This is a genomic window from Psychroflexus sp. MBR-150 (assembly GCF_053628795.1).
In genome coordinates this window covers 64,626-84,886 of the sequence record NZ_JBRJHB010000011.1, presented here as the reverse complement: position 1 = coordinate 84,886, position 20,261 = coordinate 64,626, and the positions used below count along the sequence as shown (strand labels likewise).

Genomic DNA, 20,261 nt, shown 5'->3' with positions numbered 1-20,261 from the left:
GGCAAAACAATAATTGTTTTAATCGTGTAATTTCTAAAACGGCTTGGTTGATCAATCAAGCCGTTTTTTTTATCAATTTTATTTTTAACCTTTTTTGTTCTTTAATGGCAGTTTGTATCAACTCTAAATTAAACTGAATTTCATCAGTTAGGATTTGGTTGTAGAAATTGGTGTGGTAAATTTCCGTGGTTTCTATTGCAATCCTTTCAGATTTAAATGGAGTTGCAATATGGATATAAAAATATTTTTGACCCGCTTTAAAAAAATGCGTTAGCCTTTCTTTATCCTCCAGCATAGACTGAATAGCACTAAAGTCTCGATTGAGTTGTCGCCTGGAAACCTTCAAATCCTGATCTTCTAAACGCTTTAGAATATCACTAATCCCAAGAGGCTCAGCCATAAGCCAAGTTCGAATGTCGTGTGATCTTTTTAAATATTTGCTCATGTTAGGACGTTTAATGTCTTGTTATGGCAAATTAAATAAATTGTATTGATTTTGATGTTAAGTTTGTAATCAAAATTCAAAAATAATTGATAATGGTACGTAATTTTAAAGAGCATCCTTGGATTCAGAAATATCCAATTACTAAAAACCATAAACATTTAATTATTGGTACACACCCGCCAATGCCATATAGAGGATGTATGTCATTTTTTTATGGTAATATGAACCAATTTTGGGATATATTAGAAAAAACATATGCTCAATCTTTGTTTTTTGAAAATGGTGTGCCAAATATTAATCGCATTCAGAGTTGGCTTAACAAAAAGCAGATTGGCATTACAGATATGTTACAATATACAGTTACTGATAATAAGTTTAGTAAAGACCAAGATATTGTGATTAAAGACTTCAACCAACAATATAATCAATCTTTAAAGGAGTGGCTGGAGCAAGGAAATATTGAAACAATTTTTTTTACCAGTTTTTCTGAGGGTAAAAGTGCTTATGCATTATTTAAAAAGTGGTATAAATTAAACTATAATTTGAGCATTAGAAAAGGTAGAGATATTATTCAAAATGGAAATAAAGAATATATTAAAATTAATGGTAAAAAGATTAGAACTGTAATGTTATACTCACCTTCTCCTGCTGCTAGAAGAGGGATACCAAATTCTGAACCATACAGAGAATGGATTAACTTAAAACAGAACAAAGGTAAATCAATTGATGCATTTAGAATAGATTGGTATACTAAATATTTTAAAAATATAGTTTGATTTAAGTTCAAAAGTTAAATCTCCATTTTAACTTTTGTTGTTTTTAAAGTTTCTAAAACCAGATAATTTAGCCGTAAGCCAAATCCTAATATCATGTAATCTTTTTAAATACTCGCTCACAACAGGACGTTTAGTGTCTTGTTATGGCAAATTAAATAAATTGTATTGATTTGGGTTGTAGTTTTACAACAAATTAAAGTAGTGTTAGTACTGTTTTAATTGCCCTTTGAGATGTTGAAGTAGGTAAGTAATTAAAAGACTCTAGCACCGCTTTTACTAATCCTAGCAACTGCAGTTCAAATTTATTTGGGCTGCAGTTTTTTATATTCACACTAAAGCCTTTCAATACAAAATCATTAGTGCATTCGTGGCAAAAAAAAGAAAGCCATTAATGCGTTCGTGGTATAATAAAAAGAGTCATTAGTGCATTCGTGGCAAAACATCAAATACAATTATGTTCATAAAACATTAGTGCATTCGTGGCAAAACATCAAATACAATTATGTTCATAAAACATTAATGCATTCGTGGCAAAAAAAAGAAAGCCATTAGTGCATTCGTGGTATAATAAAAAGAGTCATTAGTGCATTCGTGGCTTCTAAAAAATTAAAAAACAACCTCTTTCAATTATATCAACGAGTTTATTAACTTTGCAATCTTTTTAAAAACCTATACAAAATGACATTTGATGTTCTTATAGAAATTCCCAAAGGCAGTCGTAATAAATACGAATACGACTTCAAACTCAAAAAAATCCGTTACGATCGCATGATATTTTCTTCGATGATGTATCCAGCCGATTACGGTTTTGTGCCTCAAACTTTAGCTTTAGACGGCGACCCTTTAGATGTTTTGGTTTTGGTTACTGAACCTACGTTTCCTGGCTGCGTTATGGAAGTTAAACCCATTGGTGTCTTTCACATGACGGACGAAAAAGGGCCTGACGAAAAAATTATTTGCGTGCCAGTGAGCGATCCTATTTCTTCAAAAGTCAACGACCTTAAAGAACTCAATCCGCATCTTATTCAAGAAATAGAACACTTCTTTCAAGTCTATAAAGATTTAGAAAAAAAGAAAGTTGATGTAGGTGGTTGGGGCGATGTCAATAAAGCCATACAAATTGTAAAACTATGCGAAGAACGTTACAAAAAAAGTGATGTGCCATCAGAAGAAGTGTCATTGTAAAACTTGTTTTTCAGAATAGATTTTTAGCTTACTTATGTTAAATATTTTAAGTATTTTTAGCAAATTTTAAAAAATTAAAACCTTATGGAATCTAACGTGATATACATTCCTATTATCTTAGCCCTAGTCGGGCTTATTTTTATGCTCATTAAAATGTTTTGGGTCAAAAAACAAAATCCTGGCAGTGATCGTATGCAAGACCTGTCAAAAAGTATCAAAGAAGGTGCTTTGGCTTTTCTCAATGCCGAATATCGCTTACTTGCAGGTTTTGTAGTTATAGCGGGAATTGCCCTGTATGTCATTTCTTTAAACGTAGAAACAACAAGCTGGATGATTGTTCCTGCTTTTATTATTGGAGCTATTTTTTCTGCACTCGCAGGAAATATAGGGATGCGTATTGCAACTGACGCTAACGCCCGAACTGCAGAAGCTGCCAAAACCAGTTTGCCCAAAGCCTTAAAAGTTTCCTTTTCAGGAGGAACAGTTATGGGACTTGGTGTAGCGGGATTAGCCGTGTTAGGTTTAAGTTTGATTTTTTCATTTTTCTTAGGTCAATTTATGTCCGAAAGCGGTGATTTTTATACACAAATGACGATTGTATTAGAAACCTTAGCAGGTTTCTCACTTGGAGCAGAGTCTATCGCTCTATTTGCAAGAGTTGGTGGTGGTATTTATACCAAAGCTGCCGATGTTGGTGCTGATTTAGTCGGTAAAGTTGAAGCAGGTATTCCTGAAGACGATCCACGTAACCCAGCGACCATTGCAGATAATGTAGGCGACAACGTTGGTGATGTTGCAGGCATGGGTGCTGACCTTTTTGGAAGTTATGTCGCCACGGTTCTCGCAGCAATGGTACTCGGAAACTACATCATCAAAGACATGTCTTCTGTCACGCAGTTTGCAGATTTGTTTAATAATATGGGCCCAATTTTATTGCCATTGGTTATTGCTGGTGTTGGCGTTTTGGCTTCTATCATAGGAACATTCTTTGTGAGAATTAGCAGTAATGATGCACGTGAAAAACAAGTTCAACGCTCGCTCGATATTGGCAACTGGTTTGCTATTGGTCTCACGTTAGTAGCCAGTTGGTTCTTGATCCAATGGATGTTGCCAGAGACCATCGATATGAATTTCTTTGGCGAAGGCTCAAAAGCAATACCATCTCGACATGTGTTTTATGCTTGTATGATTGGTTTAGCCGTTGGTGCTTTAATTTCTTTTGTTACGGCACACTACACAAGCTTGGGTAAAAAACCCGTTTTAGATATTGTCAAAAATTCATCAACAGGTGCTGCAACCAATATCATTGCAGGTTTAGCCGTTGGAATGAAATCTACCTTTTGGTCTGTTTTGCTTTTTGCAGCAGCTATTTACGGTTCTTATGCACTTGCAGGATTCTACGGTGTGGCACTTGCCGCTTCAGCTATGATGGCCACAACCGCTATGCAACTGGCCATTGATGCTTTCGGTCCTATTGCCGATAATGCTGGTGGGGTTGCCGAAATGAGCGAACTTGATGATATCGTTCGTGAACGCACAGATATTTTAGACTCTGTGGGAAATACAACCGCCGCTGTTGGAAAAGGCTTTGCTATTGCATCTGCTGCTTTAACAGCCTTAGCCTTATTTGCAGCCTATGTCACTTTTACAGGCATTGACGGTATCAATATTTTTAAAGCCGATGTCCTTGCCATGTTGTTTGTCGGTGGAATGGTACCTGTTGTGTTTTCTGCTCTCGCTATGAAATCGGTTGGTAAAGCTGCTATGGAAATGGTAAAAGAAGTTCGACGTCAATTTAAAGAAATTCCAGGCATTATGGAAGGCAAAGCCAAACCAGAATATGCCAAATGTGTTGATATTTCAACCAAAGCAGCCTTAAAAGAAATGGTCTTGCCAGGCTTATTAACCATCATTTCGCCAATCATCATCGGTTTTCTGTTCGGTGCTGAACCGCTCGGAGGCTATATGGCTGGCGTTTGTGTATCAGGTGTGATGTGGGCTATTTTCCAAAACAATGCTGGTGGTGCTTGGGACAATGCTAAAAAATCTTTTGAAGCCGGTGTAGAAATCGACGGAAAAATGACTTACAAAGGTAGCGACGCCCACAAAGCTGCGGTTACTGGCGATACGGTTGGAGACCCATTCAAAGATACTTCAGGCCCATCAATGAACATCCTCATCAAACTCACTTGTCTCATCGGTTTAGTCATGGCACCACTTTTAACCGAGCAAAAACACGTTGACACTCTTGGAAATGACGACCAGAAAGATAAAAAAGAAGTGGTGTTAACCAAAGAAGAAGCCACAGCCGAAATCATTCTCAAGTAATATATATTTCATTTGGGGCTTCCGCTGCTCCAAAGTCGCATCGGCGGGCTTTCGGCAGTCGTCCCGCTCAATGCGGGGACTCCAACAATGCCTCAATCCCTAAGCCATATCACAACAACATATTTCAATTTAAAGGTTGAAGAAATACCATTTGCACAGTTAATATTATCTTTGTCAAAAATAATGTTTATGATTTCAGAAAAAGCCAACTCAATATTCAAAGCAGTAATTCAAAAATATCACATCAAAGACGATGTTGATCAAGATTTTCAAAACCCTTATGATGCGGACAAAGATTTGTTGTCTCACTTGCTTTATAGAAAATGTTGGATAGATACTGTACAGTGGCATTACGAAGACATCATTCGCGATCCTGAAATCACACCCAAAGACGCTTTAGTCATCAAAAGAAAAATCGACGCATCAAATCAAGACCGAACCGATACCGTGGAATACATTGATAGCTATTTTCTTGAAAAATACAAATCCGTTAGAGTTAAAGATAATGCTAAAATCAACACCGAAAGTCCAGCTTGGGGCATTGACCGCTTGTCTATTCTATCTTTAAAAATCTACCACATGCGTGAAGAAGCCGAGCGTCAAGACGCCAGTATGGATTATCGTCAAAAAAGCCAAGACAAACTCGATGTTTTACTTGAACAACGCCGAGACTTATCTACAGCTATCGACCAATTGCTCGAAGATATTGCTAACGGAGATAAATACATGAAAGTCTATAAACAGATGAAAATGTATAACGACGATGAGATGAATCCTGTTTTGAGAAACCGCAAATAAATGTCCAGTCACAGCAAGCATATCCTTACCATCAGACTTTCTGCCATGGGTGATGTTGCAATGACTGTTCCTGTGATTAATACTCTACTCAAAACACATAAAGATTTAAAACTTACGGTGCTTACCAAACCGCAGTTCAAAGTTTTATTTGATTTTATACCACGTGTCAATGTGGTTTGTGCCGAAGTAAAAACCAAGCACAAAGGCTTGAACGGACTTTACAGGTTAAGCCGAGAATTAAAATCGCTCAACTTATCAGAAGTCGCAGATTTACATGATGTTTTACGTTCTAAAATATTAGACTTATTTTTATTTTTTCAAGGACTTAAAATTAAGAAAATCAACAAAGGACGAGCAGAAAAAAAAGCCTTAGTCAGACCAAAACGAAAAATATATAAACCTCTCAAAACCTCAGTAGAACGTTATGCTGATGTTTATAAAAAACTTGGTTACAACATTGATACTAACCATTTAGAGCTTTTAAAACAACAAGATTTAGACGCTTCAATAAGAGAAGATTTAGACTTTAATCCATCAAAAAAACAACTCGGAATTGCTCCTTTTGCAACACATAACGGAAAAGTTTATCCTTCAGATTTGATGGAAGAAGTCATCAAAAACTTGGCTCAAAATACATCTTTAAATATTTATTTGTTTGGCGGTGGTAAATTAGAAACATCTCGTTTACAACAATGGGCAAAACCCTACAACAATGTATATTCTATAGCTGGGCGATACAATTTCAAAACCGAGCTTTGCTTAATTTCCAACCTTGATGCTATGCTCTCAATGGACAGCGGAAACGCTCACCTTGCCGCTATGTTTGGCGTGAAGGTTTTTACCATTTGGGGTCAAACACATCCTTATGCAGGGTTTGCACCTATAGGTCAAACACAAAATGAACAAATACTACCCGACAGAACTCAGTTTCCATTATTACCAACTTCAATTTATGGTAATAAAAAAATCGAGGGCTATCAAAACGTGATGCGAAGTATAGAACCACAAGAGGTAATTACTAAAGTATCAAAATATTTATTAAGTTAACGTAAGTTCGATATAAATTTCAATAAAATACTGATATTTAATCATTTGTCATGTCGATAGAGCGAAGCATGAGCGATGAGACATCTCAGCAGGATGAGATGTCTCCTCATTCTTCGTTCGAAATGACAAAATTTGCTCATAAAAAGATGTAATTATCTGATTTACAGATTTCAATAAATCGAACTCACGTTGAGTTGGGTTATTTGATTTGAAGTTTATAAATTGATGTAAAACTCTATATATTAGAGATTAATACAATATTTGAATGCATAATGTAGTTAAAAAAAAGAAGAAAGACTAATACCAATGTGTAGCTTGAGTATTTCGCACGTATGGGAGACATTTAAAACAATATTCGGTATTTCATAAGAAACAGTTTGTTGACTTTAATTTGTATCAAATTGCGGTTTAAAATCTTTTTGATAGTCCTGCCAGGCTTTGGCGGTGGTAACAGATTTATAATCATCAGTCGCTACCATTTTTAAATAAATTTCGAGATCTTCGGCAGATTTGTAACCCATAACAGGTGAAATGACTTCGCCGTTTTCATCAAAAAACACGATAGTTGGATAAGCCGTAACTTTGAGTGCATCTGCAAAGAAATGCTGATAATTTCGACCTTTTCGACTCGGGTCATAATTGGGGTTGGTATATTCAAAGCCCTTGTAATTTACCTTTTCTGTACCTTCTCCATTAAAATTTACTGCGTAAAAATGGTCGTTGACGTATTTTGCCAAATCCTTATTGACAAAAGTTTTTTTATTCATTTTATGGCAATTTTTACACCATTCGGCATAGACAAACAGCATGATTTTTTTAGGTCTATTTTCTTGTTGCTTTAAAGCTTCATTCATGCTCATCCATTCAATTTGTTGAGCGGATAACCCGAAGCTTAGCATCATAAAAATGCTAAAGATTATAGATTTAAACATAAAATATTTTAGAGTTATAACGTATTTTTTTGCTTTTGATTGTATTATCATTAAAACTCAAATCGTGTGATATTTTACTTTACCCCATGCATTAATTTATTGACCACTTTTCCAAGTGACATTACTAATAGTCCAGCAAGTGTTGGAACAACAGTGAAAATCAAAAAGAAGGTTGATAGTGAATATTCTTCGGTGATGTTTTCGATTTCACCGCCAAACACTGCTGCCAGTTTATTACCAATAGCAATGGCCAAATACCACATTCCAAACATCAAAGCAATCATGCGTGCTGGCACTAATTTACTGACATAAGACAAGCCAATTGGAGAAGAGCAAAGCTCGCCTAAGGTGTGAAACAAATAAGCTAAAACCAACCAAACCATACCTACTTTCATGCCTTCTTGAATGCCATATGAACCCCAAGCTAAAACACCAAAACCAACGGCCATAACAATCAAACCAAGTCCGTATTTCATAGTAGCAGATGGATTGTATTTGCTGTCAAACCATTTGGAGAAAAATGACGCAAAAGCAATGATAAAAAACGAGTTCAAAATACTGAACCAAGACACAGGAATTTCAATCTCATTGTCTAAAACTTCTACAACTTCTGCTTGTATCACTTTATTATCGGTATTGAGTTGTTTGGCTTTAAGTCTTGTGTCTTTCAGTTTTTCTGGCGTAAGATAACCAAAAGTGGAATTCACATTGTCTTTGGTAATCATAGGAATTTCTTGACCAACTTTCAACTCATGGGTTTCTGCGAGACGCACGGTTTTTTCTACAATTTTATCATCAGATTGGACTTGATAATTTTCGGAAATTGGAATATATTCATAAATAGGTTTGCCTTCATCATTCAGCTTAGGTTTGCCGTCTTCTACAACTTGTTTTTCAACCGCTTGATAAGAGACTTCATAAGCATTGGTATTCCAATCTCTATTGAGCATCCATAGCGTTAAACTCCATATTCCGATAAAAGTAATCGCCAAAACAATATTGGAGCCAGGAATTTTAGAAAAAGAACGTTTTGACAGCATATACAAAACGTAGGTAATAATAATAAGCGGTATAATTGTTAAAGCTGTATTAATGACATTATAAGCAATAGCCGCATCGCCACTGAGAGTTCTGTCCACAAAGTCTCTGGCAAAAATAATTAAGGATGAAGCACCTTGTTCAAAAGACATCCAAAAAAACACCGTGAAAAACGCAAAAATGATAAAAGCAATCATCCGATCACGAACCACACCTGCGTATCGTAAAATCCTACTGATCACTAAAAATAAAAACAAACCTAAGCCAATCAGCACGACAACATATTGTCCTGACCAGCTTGATGTTTCTGCCCAAGCAAACATATCAAAATCAGCTATTTTAGATAAAGGGTCGTTAATGGCATAGCTCAAACCAATAATGGCAGATAAGGCTATTAAAATTTTATCTAAAGTCGTAAATGGATTGGGTTTAATTTGATCTTTTTCGTCTTGTGATAATTCTTCTTGTTTGACTTCTATTATTTCTGCATCTCTATTTTTAGGGATGTCGCCTATGTTTCCAAAAAGTGGTTTCGCCAACCAGAATTGAAGCGTTCCTAAAAGCATAAAAACACCAGCCAAGCCAAAGCCATAAGCCCAACCTAACTTTTCTGCCAAATAGCCACAAAGTAGCATTCCAAAAAATGCTCCAGCGTTTACACCCATATAAAAAATGGTGTAAGCTCCGTCTTTTTTTTCTGGCAAAAACTTATACATTTCTGAAATGATAGATGTGATGTTAGGTTTAAAAAATCCTGTGCCAGTTATAATCAATCCTAGACCGAGATAAAGTGAAGTTTCAGTTTCGACAGCCATACTGGCGTGACCTGCCGTCATCAAAATAGAGCCAATCACCACAGCCCAATTGTAGCCCGTAAGTTTATCAGCAATGATTCCGCCAAGAATTGGTGTGATGTAAAGCAACATAGCATAGGTTCCAAAAAGTGCAGTAGCGTTTTCTGGCACCCATTCCCATCCAGGGTTATAACTGATAACAGCCATAGTTAAAAAGTTGACCAAAAGCACACGCATTCCATAAAAAGAAAAGCGTTCCCACATTTCGGTAAAAAATAAAACAAAAAGACCTGCGGGATGCCCTAAAACTTTTGAATCAAAAAATTCCGGTCGGTTGGTAGTTGGTGTCATAATTCTATTTGGTTTTATTTAACTTCATCATCGGCCAGTTCAAAACCTTCTTGCTCTAAGCCTTCTATTTCTTTATCTTCAGCACCGTGTGTCAGACGCTTGAGCGGTTTTAAAAGCAAGATGACTAAGATTCCAAAAATAACACAGAATATGGTTATCCCTGCAAAAGTTCTAAACTCAAGGTCAGTTTGAAATTGGTCAACCACTAATTGACCAACGTATTTGCCATTTTTGTAATCAAAGTTGAGAAGCACTTTTAAAGGTTGGCTTGAGGTAGCTTTATATTTATTTAAACGGCTGATAAATTCTTCTCGGTATTTAGCTTTTTCAAATTTGAAAACATTTGAAATTTTATCATCTTCAAATACAAAATTTCCATTACTGATATAGGCTTGGTCTTCAATGGTAAAAGCTTTGTTTTTAGAAAAAATGTCATCTTTTTCATTTTTAGTCAAAAGGGGTTTAACTTGTTCAGCAGTAGCAGATAATTCAATTTGTATCGGTTCAGCCTGAGAAGATTCTCCGATAATTCCAGCGACCTTATTTCCGAGGCCAGTTGCTGCAAAATATACACCCATCATCAAAGAGCCGTATTTGATTGGGGATAATTTGGTAATAAAAGACAGAGCCACTGGTGAGGCAGATAATTCACCAATGGTATGGAGTAAATATGCAAAAAACAACCAATAAATGGCCGAAGAGCCTTCAGCGGCATACTGTTTAGTTGCAAAGACCATAAACACAAATCCAAGTCCCATAATAATTACACCAACAGCCATTTTAAAAATGGATGAGGCTTCTTTGCCTTTGTTTTTAATCCACTGCCAAAAAATAGCAACAGGTAAACCAAAGATGATAATATATGTGGGGTTCAAAGATTGAAAAAATGCAGCTGGAATTTCCCAACCACCGATGGTTCTATCCGTTTTTTGTTGAGCATAAATATTGAGCAATCCGCCAGCTTGTTCAAACGCACCCCAAAAGACAATAACTATCAAAAATGATAGTAAAAGAACGATATATCTGTCCTTTTGTATTTTGGATTCTAAATCTTGATAAATAGTCATCATAAAACCAACGACCAAAGTTAAAAACAAGAAGAATATAACATAAGCAGAAACTTCGGTTTTCATAAAATTAAGAGGCACAAATACAGATATTGCAGCTAAAATAACAATAGCAATCAGTGTGTTTTTAGTGCTAAACATTTGGCTGAAAATTTGATTAAGCGATACATCGTGTTCGCTTGCTGTGGCTTTTGTTGGTTTGTTACCGACATGGGTTAAAAACCGCGTTCCGTAAACATAAACCAACTGCCCAAGAATCATACCTATAGCGGCAAGACCAAAACCGTAATGCCAGCCATATTCAGCAGCAACCCAACCGACAACTATACTGGCTATTGCTGCACCAAAATTTATACCGATATAAAATATTGAAAAGCCTTTATCGCGTCTGGGATCCCCTTCTTTGTATAGACCGCCAACCATAGTTGAAATATTAGGTTTAAGCATTCCTACACCTAATATGATTAACAATAAACCTGTATAAAACGCCCAATCTTGTTCAATAGATAATACACCATGACCAGCGACAAGAAGCCAACCACCAATCATTACAGACTTGCGTTGACCTAGAATTTTATCAGCGATAATTCCGCCAGGGATAGAAGCCACATATACCAGCATAGTGTACCAACCATAAAGAGCAAGTGCTTTACCTTCATCCCAACCTAAGCCTGGATTTTCATCACTGACTTTGGCAAGCATGTAAAGCGTAAGAATGGCACGCATACCATAATATGAAAACCGTTCCCAAAGTTCTGTAAAAAACAAAATATAAAGCCCTGCTGGATGGCCAAAAAGTTCTTTTTGATGTGCTGGTTTTGTTGTCATGTTTATTTTTTATTGTTGTTGTTTTTTAATTTTAACTGTTGAATATCTAAAAGATCCTTAGGTCGCGATGATTTAATCTTGCTAGTGATCAAGTCTTCAAAACTTAAAACTTTCCATCTTAATAATTCTTCACCTTTAATATTTTCTTCTTCGCTTTCAAGATAAGCTTCATCAAATGTTTTATTGATAGAAAACTTTGTGATTAATTCTAAATCTAAATCATAAGGTGAAAATTTTATAGAAATATTTTGCATTTTAGCTATCACTTCTTCTGGGAATTGTTCAATTTTATATCCCATTTCATTAAAAACATCTTTTAAATTATCCATATTAGCTTGAGTGACGTCTATCCAAAAATCAACATCTGCTGAATGTCTTTGATAGCCGTGAAAGTTTACTGCTCCACCGCCAATCATGATCATCTTTACTCGGTGTTTATTGGCTAGTTTAATAAATTTTTAGAGGTGTTAACTTAGTTACTTATTTTTATTTGCTGATAATCAATATGTTGACTTCTCACCATTCTGTTAATTAGATTGTCAAATATAGTTTGCTTATGTATTGACCTATTCAAACGATAGCTGTATTCATCCAAATATTTTTCAATATGGGCTTCATGCATCCATGAAAAAGTACTTCTTAACCAAGATTTTACTTGATGTACGATGGTGTTTATTTCAAAAAAATCTACAGTGTTGCTTTTTAATTGCTTTATGGTGTACTGATTTTTTAAAGGAATATACCCAGTCCATTTATCAGTTTTTACCTTTGCTTGCTTTGATATATGGCTTTCAAATACTTTATTCAATTCTGTTGAAGAATAGTCCTCAATTTTTTTAAAATAAGCTCTTTTTACACCTCTGTTGTCATCAAGTTCAAGTGCAATTACAATCTTCTTTTTATTACTGTCATTGCTCCTTCCTTGCTTTAAATCTTCTTTTCCACCATACACAAATTCATCCACATAGACTGTTCCTTCCATAGGGTGTGATTCACTGCTCTTCATAGCTTTACGCACTTTATGCATAAAAAGCCATGCGGTGGGACGACTTACTGAATATCGCTTTGCAATTTGTGATGCAGATATACTTTTAGTGGTTGCACTCATCTCAAAAGCAATCCCAAAAGCTTTTCTAACACCAAACTTTACTTTGTGAAATAATGTATTTGCAGTAGGACTTTCAATGTGATGACAACGATTACAGTCCCTGGCAAAATTAGCTTTCCTTACAGTAAACTTATCATGATTACATTTTGAACATTTATATCCATCTTTCCATTTTATCATAGATAGATATTCAAGACAATCTAAGTCAGTTTTGTACTTTTCAAAAAAATCAATAATACTTTCTCCTTTAAACTTATCCATAAATTAAATTTTATGCTTTAAATATAAGTAATTATCTTTACACCTCAAAAATTTTTCAATGTTTTCACCCCATTTCATCATCTTGTATATTCTTATGTATTAAAAGAAAATTGCCTTTATATCGCTCTTCAAAACTCAATTGATTCTTTGGTGGAAACAGCTTGTTAATCCGTCTTGATAATTCCAAGAATTTTAAAAAGCGTTCTCCTCCAGAAAGTTTTAAAAAATCTTCCTGCTGTTGACGCTTGCTTTCGGCTTTGGTTTGAAATTTGACTTCCATTTTTTAATTTAAAGTTTTTTCAAAATAAAATCCGTCATCAAATTATATAAATGCAATCTGGTGTTGCCACCATAAATGCCGTGGTTTTTATCGGGATAAATCCGCCAATCGAAAGATTTATTGGCTTGGACTAAAGCTTCAATCAGTTGCATGGTATTTTGTACATGCACATTATCATCAGCACTTCCATGGACGAGAAGATAATCGCCTTTTTCAAATTCACCAACATGTGTAATGGGCGAATTATCATCGTAACCCGACGCGTTTTCTTGTGGTGTTGTCATGTAGCGTTCGGTATAAATGGTGTCGTAAAATCGCCAGCTGGTTACTGGTGCGACGGCTATAGCAAAACTAAAAACATCATTGGCTTGAAAGATAGCGTTTGACGACATAAAGCCACCAAAACTCCATCCCCAAATCCCAATTCTATCGGCGTCGATATAAGGTTTTTGTCCTAATTTTATAGCGGCAGCGACTTGGTCTTCGAGTTCGTATTTGCCGAGTTGAAGTTGGGTTACTTTTTTAAAATCTCGACCTTTAAACCCTGTGCCACGACCATCAACGCAAGCTATGATATAACCTTTTTCGGCAAGCATTTGATACCAGTAATCATTAGTGCCAAAAAAACTATTGGACACCGATTGTGAGCCAGGTCCAGAATATTGATACATCAACAACGGATAGGTTTTTGAAGGGTCAAAATCTTTAGGTTTAATCATCCACATATTGAGCTCATTGCCATTAATTTCAATAGTGCTGAGTTCTTTTTTGGATAGATTATAAGCGTCTAATTTATTTAAAAGTGACTGATTGTCTTTGATTTTTCTAAGTAATTTACCATTTTTTGCATCGTGAAGTGTAAACCGTCGTGGAGTTTCTACACTGCTAAACGTATTAATAAAATAACTAAAATCGGCACTAAAGTCGGCAGAATTAGTTCCATAGTCATCAGCTAATGCTTTTTTTGATTTTCCGTTGATTTTTATGCTATATACCGCTCGGTTAACGCTACCTGTTTCTGTGCTTTGATAATAAATACGTTTTGTATTGGAATTGTATCCATAGTAATTGGTCACTTCCCAATTGCCGTTGGTTACTTGGTTGATGAGTTGACCACTTTCTGAGTAGTGGTAAATGTGGTTCCAGCCATCTTGCTCACTGGTCCAAATAAATGAGTTGTCTTCGAGAAAGGTTAAATCGTCATCAACTGCCACATAAGCTTTGTCAGTTGCGGTGAGAATGGTTTTTACTGAAAAATCATCGGTGTTGACAAGATGTAATTTCAGTTCATTTTGATGTCTATTGGTGGTTTGAACCGATAGTAAATGGTTTTTTTGACTCCATTTTAATCTTGGGATGTAGTGATAATTGCCTAAATCAATTTCAGTAGATTGTTGTTTGTCAATATCGTAAATCCACAATGACACTTTTGCATTGTTTTCGCCAGCTTTGGGATATTTAAACACTTCTTGTTGTGGATATAAGTTGTTGCCATAAGTGCCATAAATGTCCATGGAAAATTCTGGAACTTCAGATTCGTCAAATTTTAAATAGGCAAGGTATTGCCCGTCAGAGCTCCATTCAAAGGCTTTGACAAAGGCAAATTCTTCTTCGTAAACCCAATCGGTAAGACCATTGATGATTTTGTTTTTTTCACCGTCATTGGTAACTTGTGTAGTAGAATTTTTGTTTAAATTTTTTATAAATAAATTGTTGTTTTTTACAAAAGCCACTTGAGTATTGTTTGGCGAAAAATGTGGTTCTTGTATTTTATCGTTATCGATTTGAGTTAATTTTTTATTTTCAATATCAAAAACATAATATTGACCTTTGACCGAGTGTCTATAAATCGATTCGATTTGAAGTCCTAAAATGGCTTTGGTTTCATCATTGCTCAAGCTAAAGGTTTGGAAATAATTCAATCCATCTATTTTGTTGCTATTGAGAAGTTCACCTGTTTTTTTACCCGATTTATAGTCAAAAATATCTACGTGCATTTCTCCTTTTGCACGGTTGTAATCTTGAACGATGTACGACTGTCCGCTATTTAAGGATTGAAGCGATTGTAAGCGTTCTTGAGAAAAAGCACCAGACCAGATTTCTTCGAGCGTAATAGGTTTATCTTGAGCTAAAACGTTTGAGAAAATAATAAAACAAATACTAAAAATCTTGAGGGTTTTCATATAAGGCAAAATTTGAGACTTCAATTTTACTAAAAAAACATCAAACGGCATAGGTGCTTTTGACATTAAAGTTTAATAAAGGTTTGAAATTTGGAGTAAGCTCAAATTTTAGTGGGCATTTAAGCGCCATATCTCAAAATTTAAAATTAATGCAAAAGCAACCCAAATAGCGTAGGGAATGAGTAGGTAAGCAGCTAATGGGATTACAATTTTAAACCATTTTATAGTGAGCAAGATCAAAATAAATAAAGTGATAATGACAAACAATGCCCAAAGGGGTTGCTGTAAATTAAAAAATACCAGTGACCAAATTGCATTTAAAAGTAGTTGAAATACAAAATGATACAAAGCTGTTTTTACCCAAACATGGTAAAGTCCTCGACTCCAAACTATGCCCGCAGATAAGCCCATAAGGATATACAATATAGCCCAAACTGGGGCGAAAACGGCATTTGGTGGTGTAAAACTGGGTTTTTTAATGGTTTCATACCAAGTGTCAACACCTGTTTGGGTGGCAATACTTGCAACAAAACCAACTCCCAAGCAGATGATAATGCTGATTATAATTTTAATTAATGTATTTGTTTTCATAATGCGACCAAATTAAATAAAAATTAATTTTTAAATGCATAAATGACCATATTTTGTTAAATTTTCTAAAAAAATTGGCTAAATCTATGTTATATTGAGATAAATTGTGTGTGATATAAACTAACAAAATCTGATTATAACAACTAATTTATTTTCAATATTTAAATTAACAGTATTCAATTGACAAACTCAAAAAATGACCAATCAAGCGATATATATTTATAGCAATTTAAGGACACGTTTTAGTCTGGATTTAAGAAAGCCAGAGATGTCCATTCAAACCCAAACATTAAATATAAATCGTATAGAAAAAATTCTGTAGATTTACCAAGACTTAAAAATAAAAACAACTGGAGTTCAAAATATTTTTGTTTTCTAAATGACTTAAAAAATCTTTTGAAGGTGTAAATAATAACTAAGAAACAGTCAACCAATATCAGTATAATACAGATTGATGAACAGAAATAAAGAAAATAAATATGATACAGAAAACAGAAAAAATAATTCTTGGAACATTAATTTTTTGCTTGACAAATTTAGCATTTGCTCAACCAAATTATCCTGCACCGACAGGCGTTTGGTGTAGCTGTCCACCAACAACAGGTGCGGGGAGCGGTTCAGTTGACCCAGCAGTAGCGTCTAAACCGTATGTGAAAGGAATATTAGTTAGAGTTGTTTGGAAGGATATAGAAACTTCTGACAATGTATATAATTGGTCGCTCATTGACAATCAAATAACGGCTGCTCAATCTTATGGAAAGAAAATATCTCTTGCAGTTGGTGGTGGTTTAAATTCACCAAGTTGGCTTTATTCTTTGGGTGTTCAATCTATTTCCTTTACAGTACCTTTTAATGGTACAATACCTATTCCTTGGGATACAACATTTTTAGCAAAATGGACAGAGTTTATTGCTGAACTTGGGAATAGATATGCCAACGATAATACAATTCAGTTAGTTTATATTACAAATTCATCTACAAATGGCTTTGAAATGCAATTGCCGTTTGACCCAACACCTTCTTATACTTCGATTGCATACACAGACCAAAAAGTGATAGATTCTTGGAAAGAAGTGATAGATGCATTTAATAGTTCATTTCCAAATCATTATCTGACAAACGATTTTCATCCAGTTAATCAAAGTAACATAGTTGCAGACTCAATTTATGCTTATGCAAAACAAAATATCGGTAGTAGATATGGTGCCAATGGATGGTGGTGGACACAAAATAACACATCAGTATATCCATCACAATTTGCAATTTTACAAAACTCGACAACCACAAACTTGTTTACAGGAATTCAAATGGCTCATAGTGGAATAACAAGCCCGAGTTCTTTTGGTACAGGAGGAATGCCAACGGCATTAAGTTTGGCAATTTCAAATAATATTTGTTATTGGGAAATTTGGAATAACGACATAACTAATGGCTCATTCGACACATTGCTTTCTAATGCTGTTTGCTCGCCTATACTTGGAGTAGAAGAAATAAGTGATGTTGAGAATAACCTAATTATATTTCCAAATCCTTCACAGAACATTTTTACAATAACACTAAAAAACAATTTTATCAAAGAAGTAGAAATGATAAATGAGTCAGGACAAACAATATTCAGAAAAGAAAACATAAATAACAGTCAATACTTGTTAGACATCGGAAATAGCGTTAATGGCATCTTTTTTCTAAAAGTAACTGACGACAAAAAAACAATATTGTACAGAAAAATTATACTGAAAAAGTGATACAGGAAAAAGTGTAGCGGAATCGAGCAAAGAATTCGGGTTTAAGCTGACAATTTAGTCCAGGTTCAGTCCAGGTTTTTTGATGCTATCAGTCCAGATAACAAGTTAGTTAGAAAATCATCAAAACTCCTATGGTGTTGGTTTGGCAGTTATAAAATCATAAATTGTTTTGATTGATAACTCGCATAGAGGTTTGAAAAAACACAACTTGAGAGTTATATTTTTTTACCCAATTTTCTATAATATAGTTATGAAAATTTTGAAATTGCCTCAGGTGGGTTTTGGTTGTGCAATACGATTGCAGGCTAAATGTTTGTGCAGAAAGCTGAGTTTGGTTTAAAATTTCTGTCAATAAAACTTTTTCAAACAAGCCAGTTTCTATAAGTTTAGGGATAAGTTGGAACTCAATTTCATTTAAGCATTGTTCCACAATATTTGTTTCAATATTAAATGTAGTGTTGTAAATATACATTTATTGAATGTTTTGGTCACCTCTTAATTTTCGATATAGTGTTCTCGCTTCAACAAAAAATATACTATCTTGATGATTAAATATTAGTGTTTCAAGATTTTTCATAGCTTCTTCGGGCTGATTAAGTTTTTCAAATTGAATTTTTGAAATTTGAAACAAAGCATTGTCTGTTACAATACTTTTAGGATGTTCATCTATAAGCTGTTGATAATACTTGACTGCTTCTTGGTAGCGATGGAGCTGGTTTAAAATTTCAGCTTTTTTAAACAATGCTTGGTCTTTAATATGGTAACTTTCGTTACTAACCAAAATACTATCTAATTGATTTAAAGCCAGTTTAGGTTTGTTTTGATAAATTAATAAATCTGTTTTGGCCAAAGCTTTTAAAGCTTGTTGAGTTGAGTCTGTTTCTGATTTACCTTGTTTGATAAATCTACTCATTTCTAATGCATCGTTGGCAATGGTTTGGGTTGTGGCTTTTTTTAATATGTTAAATTGAGTTAAAGCCCAACTAAAATCACCTTTATAGTAGCTTGTTTGAGCACTTTTATAGCGAGATTTTTGGGCTAATGGAGTGTTTTTTACCATTTTACTGATCAAACTGTATTTGATTAATGCTTGGTTATATTGTTGTTGAGCAACAAGAATATCAGCCATAAGCATTTGTATTTTGGCTTGTTGAAATTTGTTGAGGTTTTTTTTAGACACAACTTCTAAATTTGAAAGTGCTTTGTCAGGTTGATTTTGATCAAAGGCTAAAAACTTGGCATACAACAGTTGTAAATTTAAGGTTTCTAAGCCATAACCGTAAGTATTAAAATGAGACAAAAACGACTTTTCTATATCTTTGGGATTATTATTTTGTATCAATTTTATTTGCATTTGATTTTCAATGGCTTTGATTTGAATTGAAATATCTTGACTTTGATTGATCACAAAATCATTAATATCAAATGCAGAGTTGTATTTTTTGTTTTCAAAAGCGATTTGAGCTAAATCCATTAATCGGCTAAAGTCAGGCGTCGTATTTCTTTTAAATATAGCTTTTTCTTGAGCAAAGGCTTTGTTGAAATCTTGCTCTTGTACAAACAACCAACTCAAAATTTGATTGTAAAGTATATTAGGAGAATTTTGAAGCTTTTGAATCAATAGACGCTTGAGAATTATGTTACTCTCATTTTGCGGATTGTCGTTGATATAAGCATTAAAATTACGCTGTATAACTTCAATGTATTTTTCATTTTCTTCAATTAATTTAATGTAGTTTTCAAACATTTTCTTTTGGTTGCCTTTCTCGCCGTAAAGCCTTGCCAATTGTATGCTATAATTTATTCTCGGCTCTTTTTCATTAGCGATTTCATAAGTTTGAATAGCACGCTCAAGGAGGTTGTGTTTTTGAAAAGCTTGACCAGTAGTGTAGGCATAGACATTTCTTGTTTTTACGATATCAATGGCTTTTTCATACCAAATATTAGCATTGACAGAGTCTTTTTGAATTTGAAAAACATAGCCTAATTCTACCATAATGTTAGGTGATTTAGTTGACTTTTTGATGTAGTTGTATAACAACTTTTCAGCCTTTTTAAATTCGTTAAGCTGTATATAAGTATCAGCTAAACCTAACAGATAATCTTGATTGTTAGGGTTTTGTTCATATAGTTTTTGATAAATACTTTTTGCCTTTTCATATTCGCCTTGTTCAGCATAATTCATCGCTAGGCTTATATTTTGGGCTGATATATTTGCTAAAACTGCTGTAAGCAATAAAATACTTAATAAATACTTCATCATTTTTATCGGTGTTAAAAATTTAATTATCTGAAAGCGAGTAACTTAAAAATTCATCTCCTTTCTGAAAATCATATAAAATTTAATTGTTTTGATAGAAATATATAAACGAAATATGTTTATAAAACAATGACAACAAAATAACAAAAATAAGCTTTACAAAGTTTAGTATTTAACATGAGTTCAACTAACAAAAACACAACATACTGATTATCTTAACATTAAAACGTGAAACAAAATCAAT

17 protein-coding genes are annotated in these 20,261 nt (G+C 34.3%); 6 read left to right on the top strand and 11 right to left on the bottom strand.

Annotated elements, in window-relative coordinates; genetic code table 11:
- Positions 1–55: 55 nt before the first annotated feature.
- Entirely contained in the window at positions 56–445 is a 390-nt protein-coding gene (locus ACSSV5_RS07930) for a hypothetical protein (protein ID WP_454245458.1), read from the bottom strand.
- 92 nt (positions 446–537) lie between these two features.
- Between ACSSV5_RS07930 and ACSSV5_RS07925 the strand changes: the two genes are divergently transcribed.
- The 5 genes from ACSSV5_RS07925 to ACSSV5_RS07905 all read left to right on the top strand — a co-directional run bounded on the left by ACSSV5_RS07925 (position 538) and on the right by ACSSV5_RS07905 (position 6,579).
- A complete protein-coding gene (locus ACSSV5_RS07925) occupies positions 538–1,221 on the top strand; it encodes a hypothetical protein (protein WP_454245457.1) in 684 nt (227 codons plus the stop codon).
- A gap of 678 nt (positions 1,222–1,899) precedes the next feature.
- Positions 1,900–2,406, top strand: a complete 507-nt coding sequence (locus tag ACSSV5_RS07920; protein ID WP_454245456.1) for an inorganic diphosphatase — start codon at positions 1,900–1,902, stop codon at positions 2,404–2,406.
- 84 nt (positions 2,407–2,490) lie between these two features.
- Complete coding sequence (locus tag ACSSV5_RS07915) at positions 2,491–4,734, top strand: sodium-translocating pyrophosphatase (RefSeq protein ID WP_454245455.1); 2,244 nt, start codon at positions 2,491–2,493, stop codon at positions 4,732–4,734.
- Positions 4,735–4,923: 189 nt separating this feature from the next.
- The gene (locus ACSSV5_RS07910; protein WP_454245454.1) at positions 4,924–5,532 is read left to right on the top strand and encodes a DUF4254 domain-containing protein; all 609 of its coding nucleotides are present in this window, start codon (positions 4,924–4,926) and stop codon (positions 5,530–5,532) included.
- Positions 5,533–6,579, top strand: coding sequence for a glycosyltransferase family 9 protein (locus ACSSV5_RS07905; RefSeq protein WP_454245453.1), 1,047 nt, complete (start codon positions 5,533–5,535; stop codon positions 6,577–6,579).
- Between the two features lie 386 nt (positions 6,580–6,965).
- On the opposite strand, the gene ACSSV5_RS07900 is transcribed toward ACSSV5_RS07905, so the two are convergent.
- The 8 genes from ACSSV5_RS07900 to ACSSV5_RS07865 all read right to left on the bottom strand — a co-directional run bounded on the left by ACSSV5_RS07900 (position 6,966) and on the right by ACSSV5_RS07865 (position 16,012).
- Positions 6,966–7,511: a thioredoxin family protein gene (locus ACSSV5_RS07900; RefSeq protein WP_211065238.1), complete on the bottom strand. Its 546-nt coding sequence runs from the start codon at positions 7,509–7,511 to the stop codon at positions 6,966–6,968.
- Positions 7,512–7,585: 74 nt separating this feature from the next.
- Positions 7,586–9,694 (bottom strand): peptide MFS transporter, encoded by a 2,109-nt coding sequence (locus ACSSV5_RS07895; protein ID WP_454245452.1) that lies wholly within the window; start codon positions 9,692–9,694, stop codon positions 7,586–7,588.
- A 14-nt stretch (positions 9,695–9,708) separates the two neighbouring features.
- Positions 9,709–11,589, bottom strand: a complete 1,881-nt coding sequence (locus ACSSV5_RS07890; RefSeq protein ID WP_454245451.1) for a peptide MFS transporter — start codon at positions 11,587–11,589, stop codon at positions 9,709–9,711.
- A gap of 2 nt (positions 11,590–11,591) precedes the next feature.
- A complete protein-coding gene (locus tag ACSSV5_RS07885) occupies positions 11,592–12,041 on the bottom strand; it encodes a nucleotidyl transferase AbiEii/AbiGii toxin family protein (RefSeq protein WP_454245462.1) in 450 nt (149 codons plus the stop codon).
- Positions 12,042–12,061: 20 nt separating this feature from the next.
- A complete protein-coding gene (locus tag ACSSV5_RS07880) occupies positions 12,062–12,958 on the bottom strand; it encodes an IS1595 family transposase (RefSeq protein ID WP_454245450.1) in 897 nt (298 codons plus the stop codon).
- A gap of 64 nt (positions 12,959–13,022) precedes the next feature.
- The gene (locus tag ACSSV5_RS07875; protein ID WP_454245449.1) at positions 13,023–13,238 is read right to left on the bottom strand and encodes a hypothetical protein; all 216 of its coding nucleotides are present in this window, start codon (positions 13,236–13,238) and stop codon (positions 13,023–13,025) included.
- An 8-nt stretch (positions 13,239–13,246) separates the two neighbouring features.
- Positions 13,247–15,421, bottom strand: coding sequence for a S9 family peptidase (locus tag ACSSV5_RS07870; protein ID WP_454245448.1), 2,175 nt, complete (start codon positions 15,419–15,421; stop codon positions 13,247–13,249).
- 108 nt (positions 15,422–15,529) lie between these two features.
- Positions 15,530–16,012: a TspO/MBR family protein gene (locus tag ACSSV5_RS07865; protein ID WP_454245447.1), complete on the bottom strand. Its 483-nt coding sequence runs from the start codon at positions 16,010–16,012 to the stop codon at positions 15,530–15,532.
- Between the two features lie 479 nt (positions 16,013–16,491).
- Here ACSSV5_RS07865 and ACSSV5_RS07860 point away from each other — a divergent pair, with 479 nt between their 5' ends.
- Positions 16,492–17,757, top strand: a complete 1,266-nt coding sequence (locus tag ACSSV5_RS07860; RefSeq protein ID WP_454245446.1) for a T9SS type A sorting domain-containing protein — start codon at positions 16,492–16,494, stop codon at positions 17,755–17,757.
- A gap of 157 nt (positions 17,758–17,914) precedes the next feature.
- Here the strand turns inward: ACSSV5_RS07860 and ACSSV5_RS07855 are convergent, their stop codons facing one another.
- Positions 17,915–18,229 (bottom strand): DUF4286 family protein, encoded by a 315-nt coding sequence (locus ACSSV5_RS07855; RefSeq protein ID WP_211065244.1) that lies wholly within the window; start codon positions 18,227–18,229, stop codon positions 17,915–17,917.
- Complete coding sequence (locus ACSSV5_RS07850) at positions 18,230–20,017, bottom strand: tetratricopeptide repeat protein (protein ID WP_454245445.1); 1,788 nt, start codon at positions 20,015–20,017, stop codon at positions 18,230–18,232.
- Positions 20,018–20,261 lie beyond the last annotated feature (244 nt).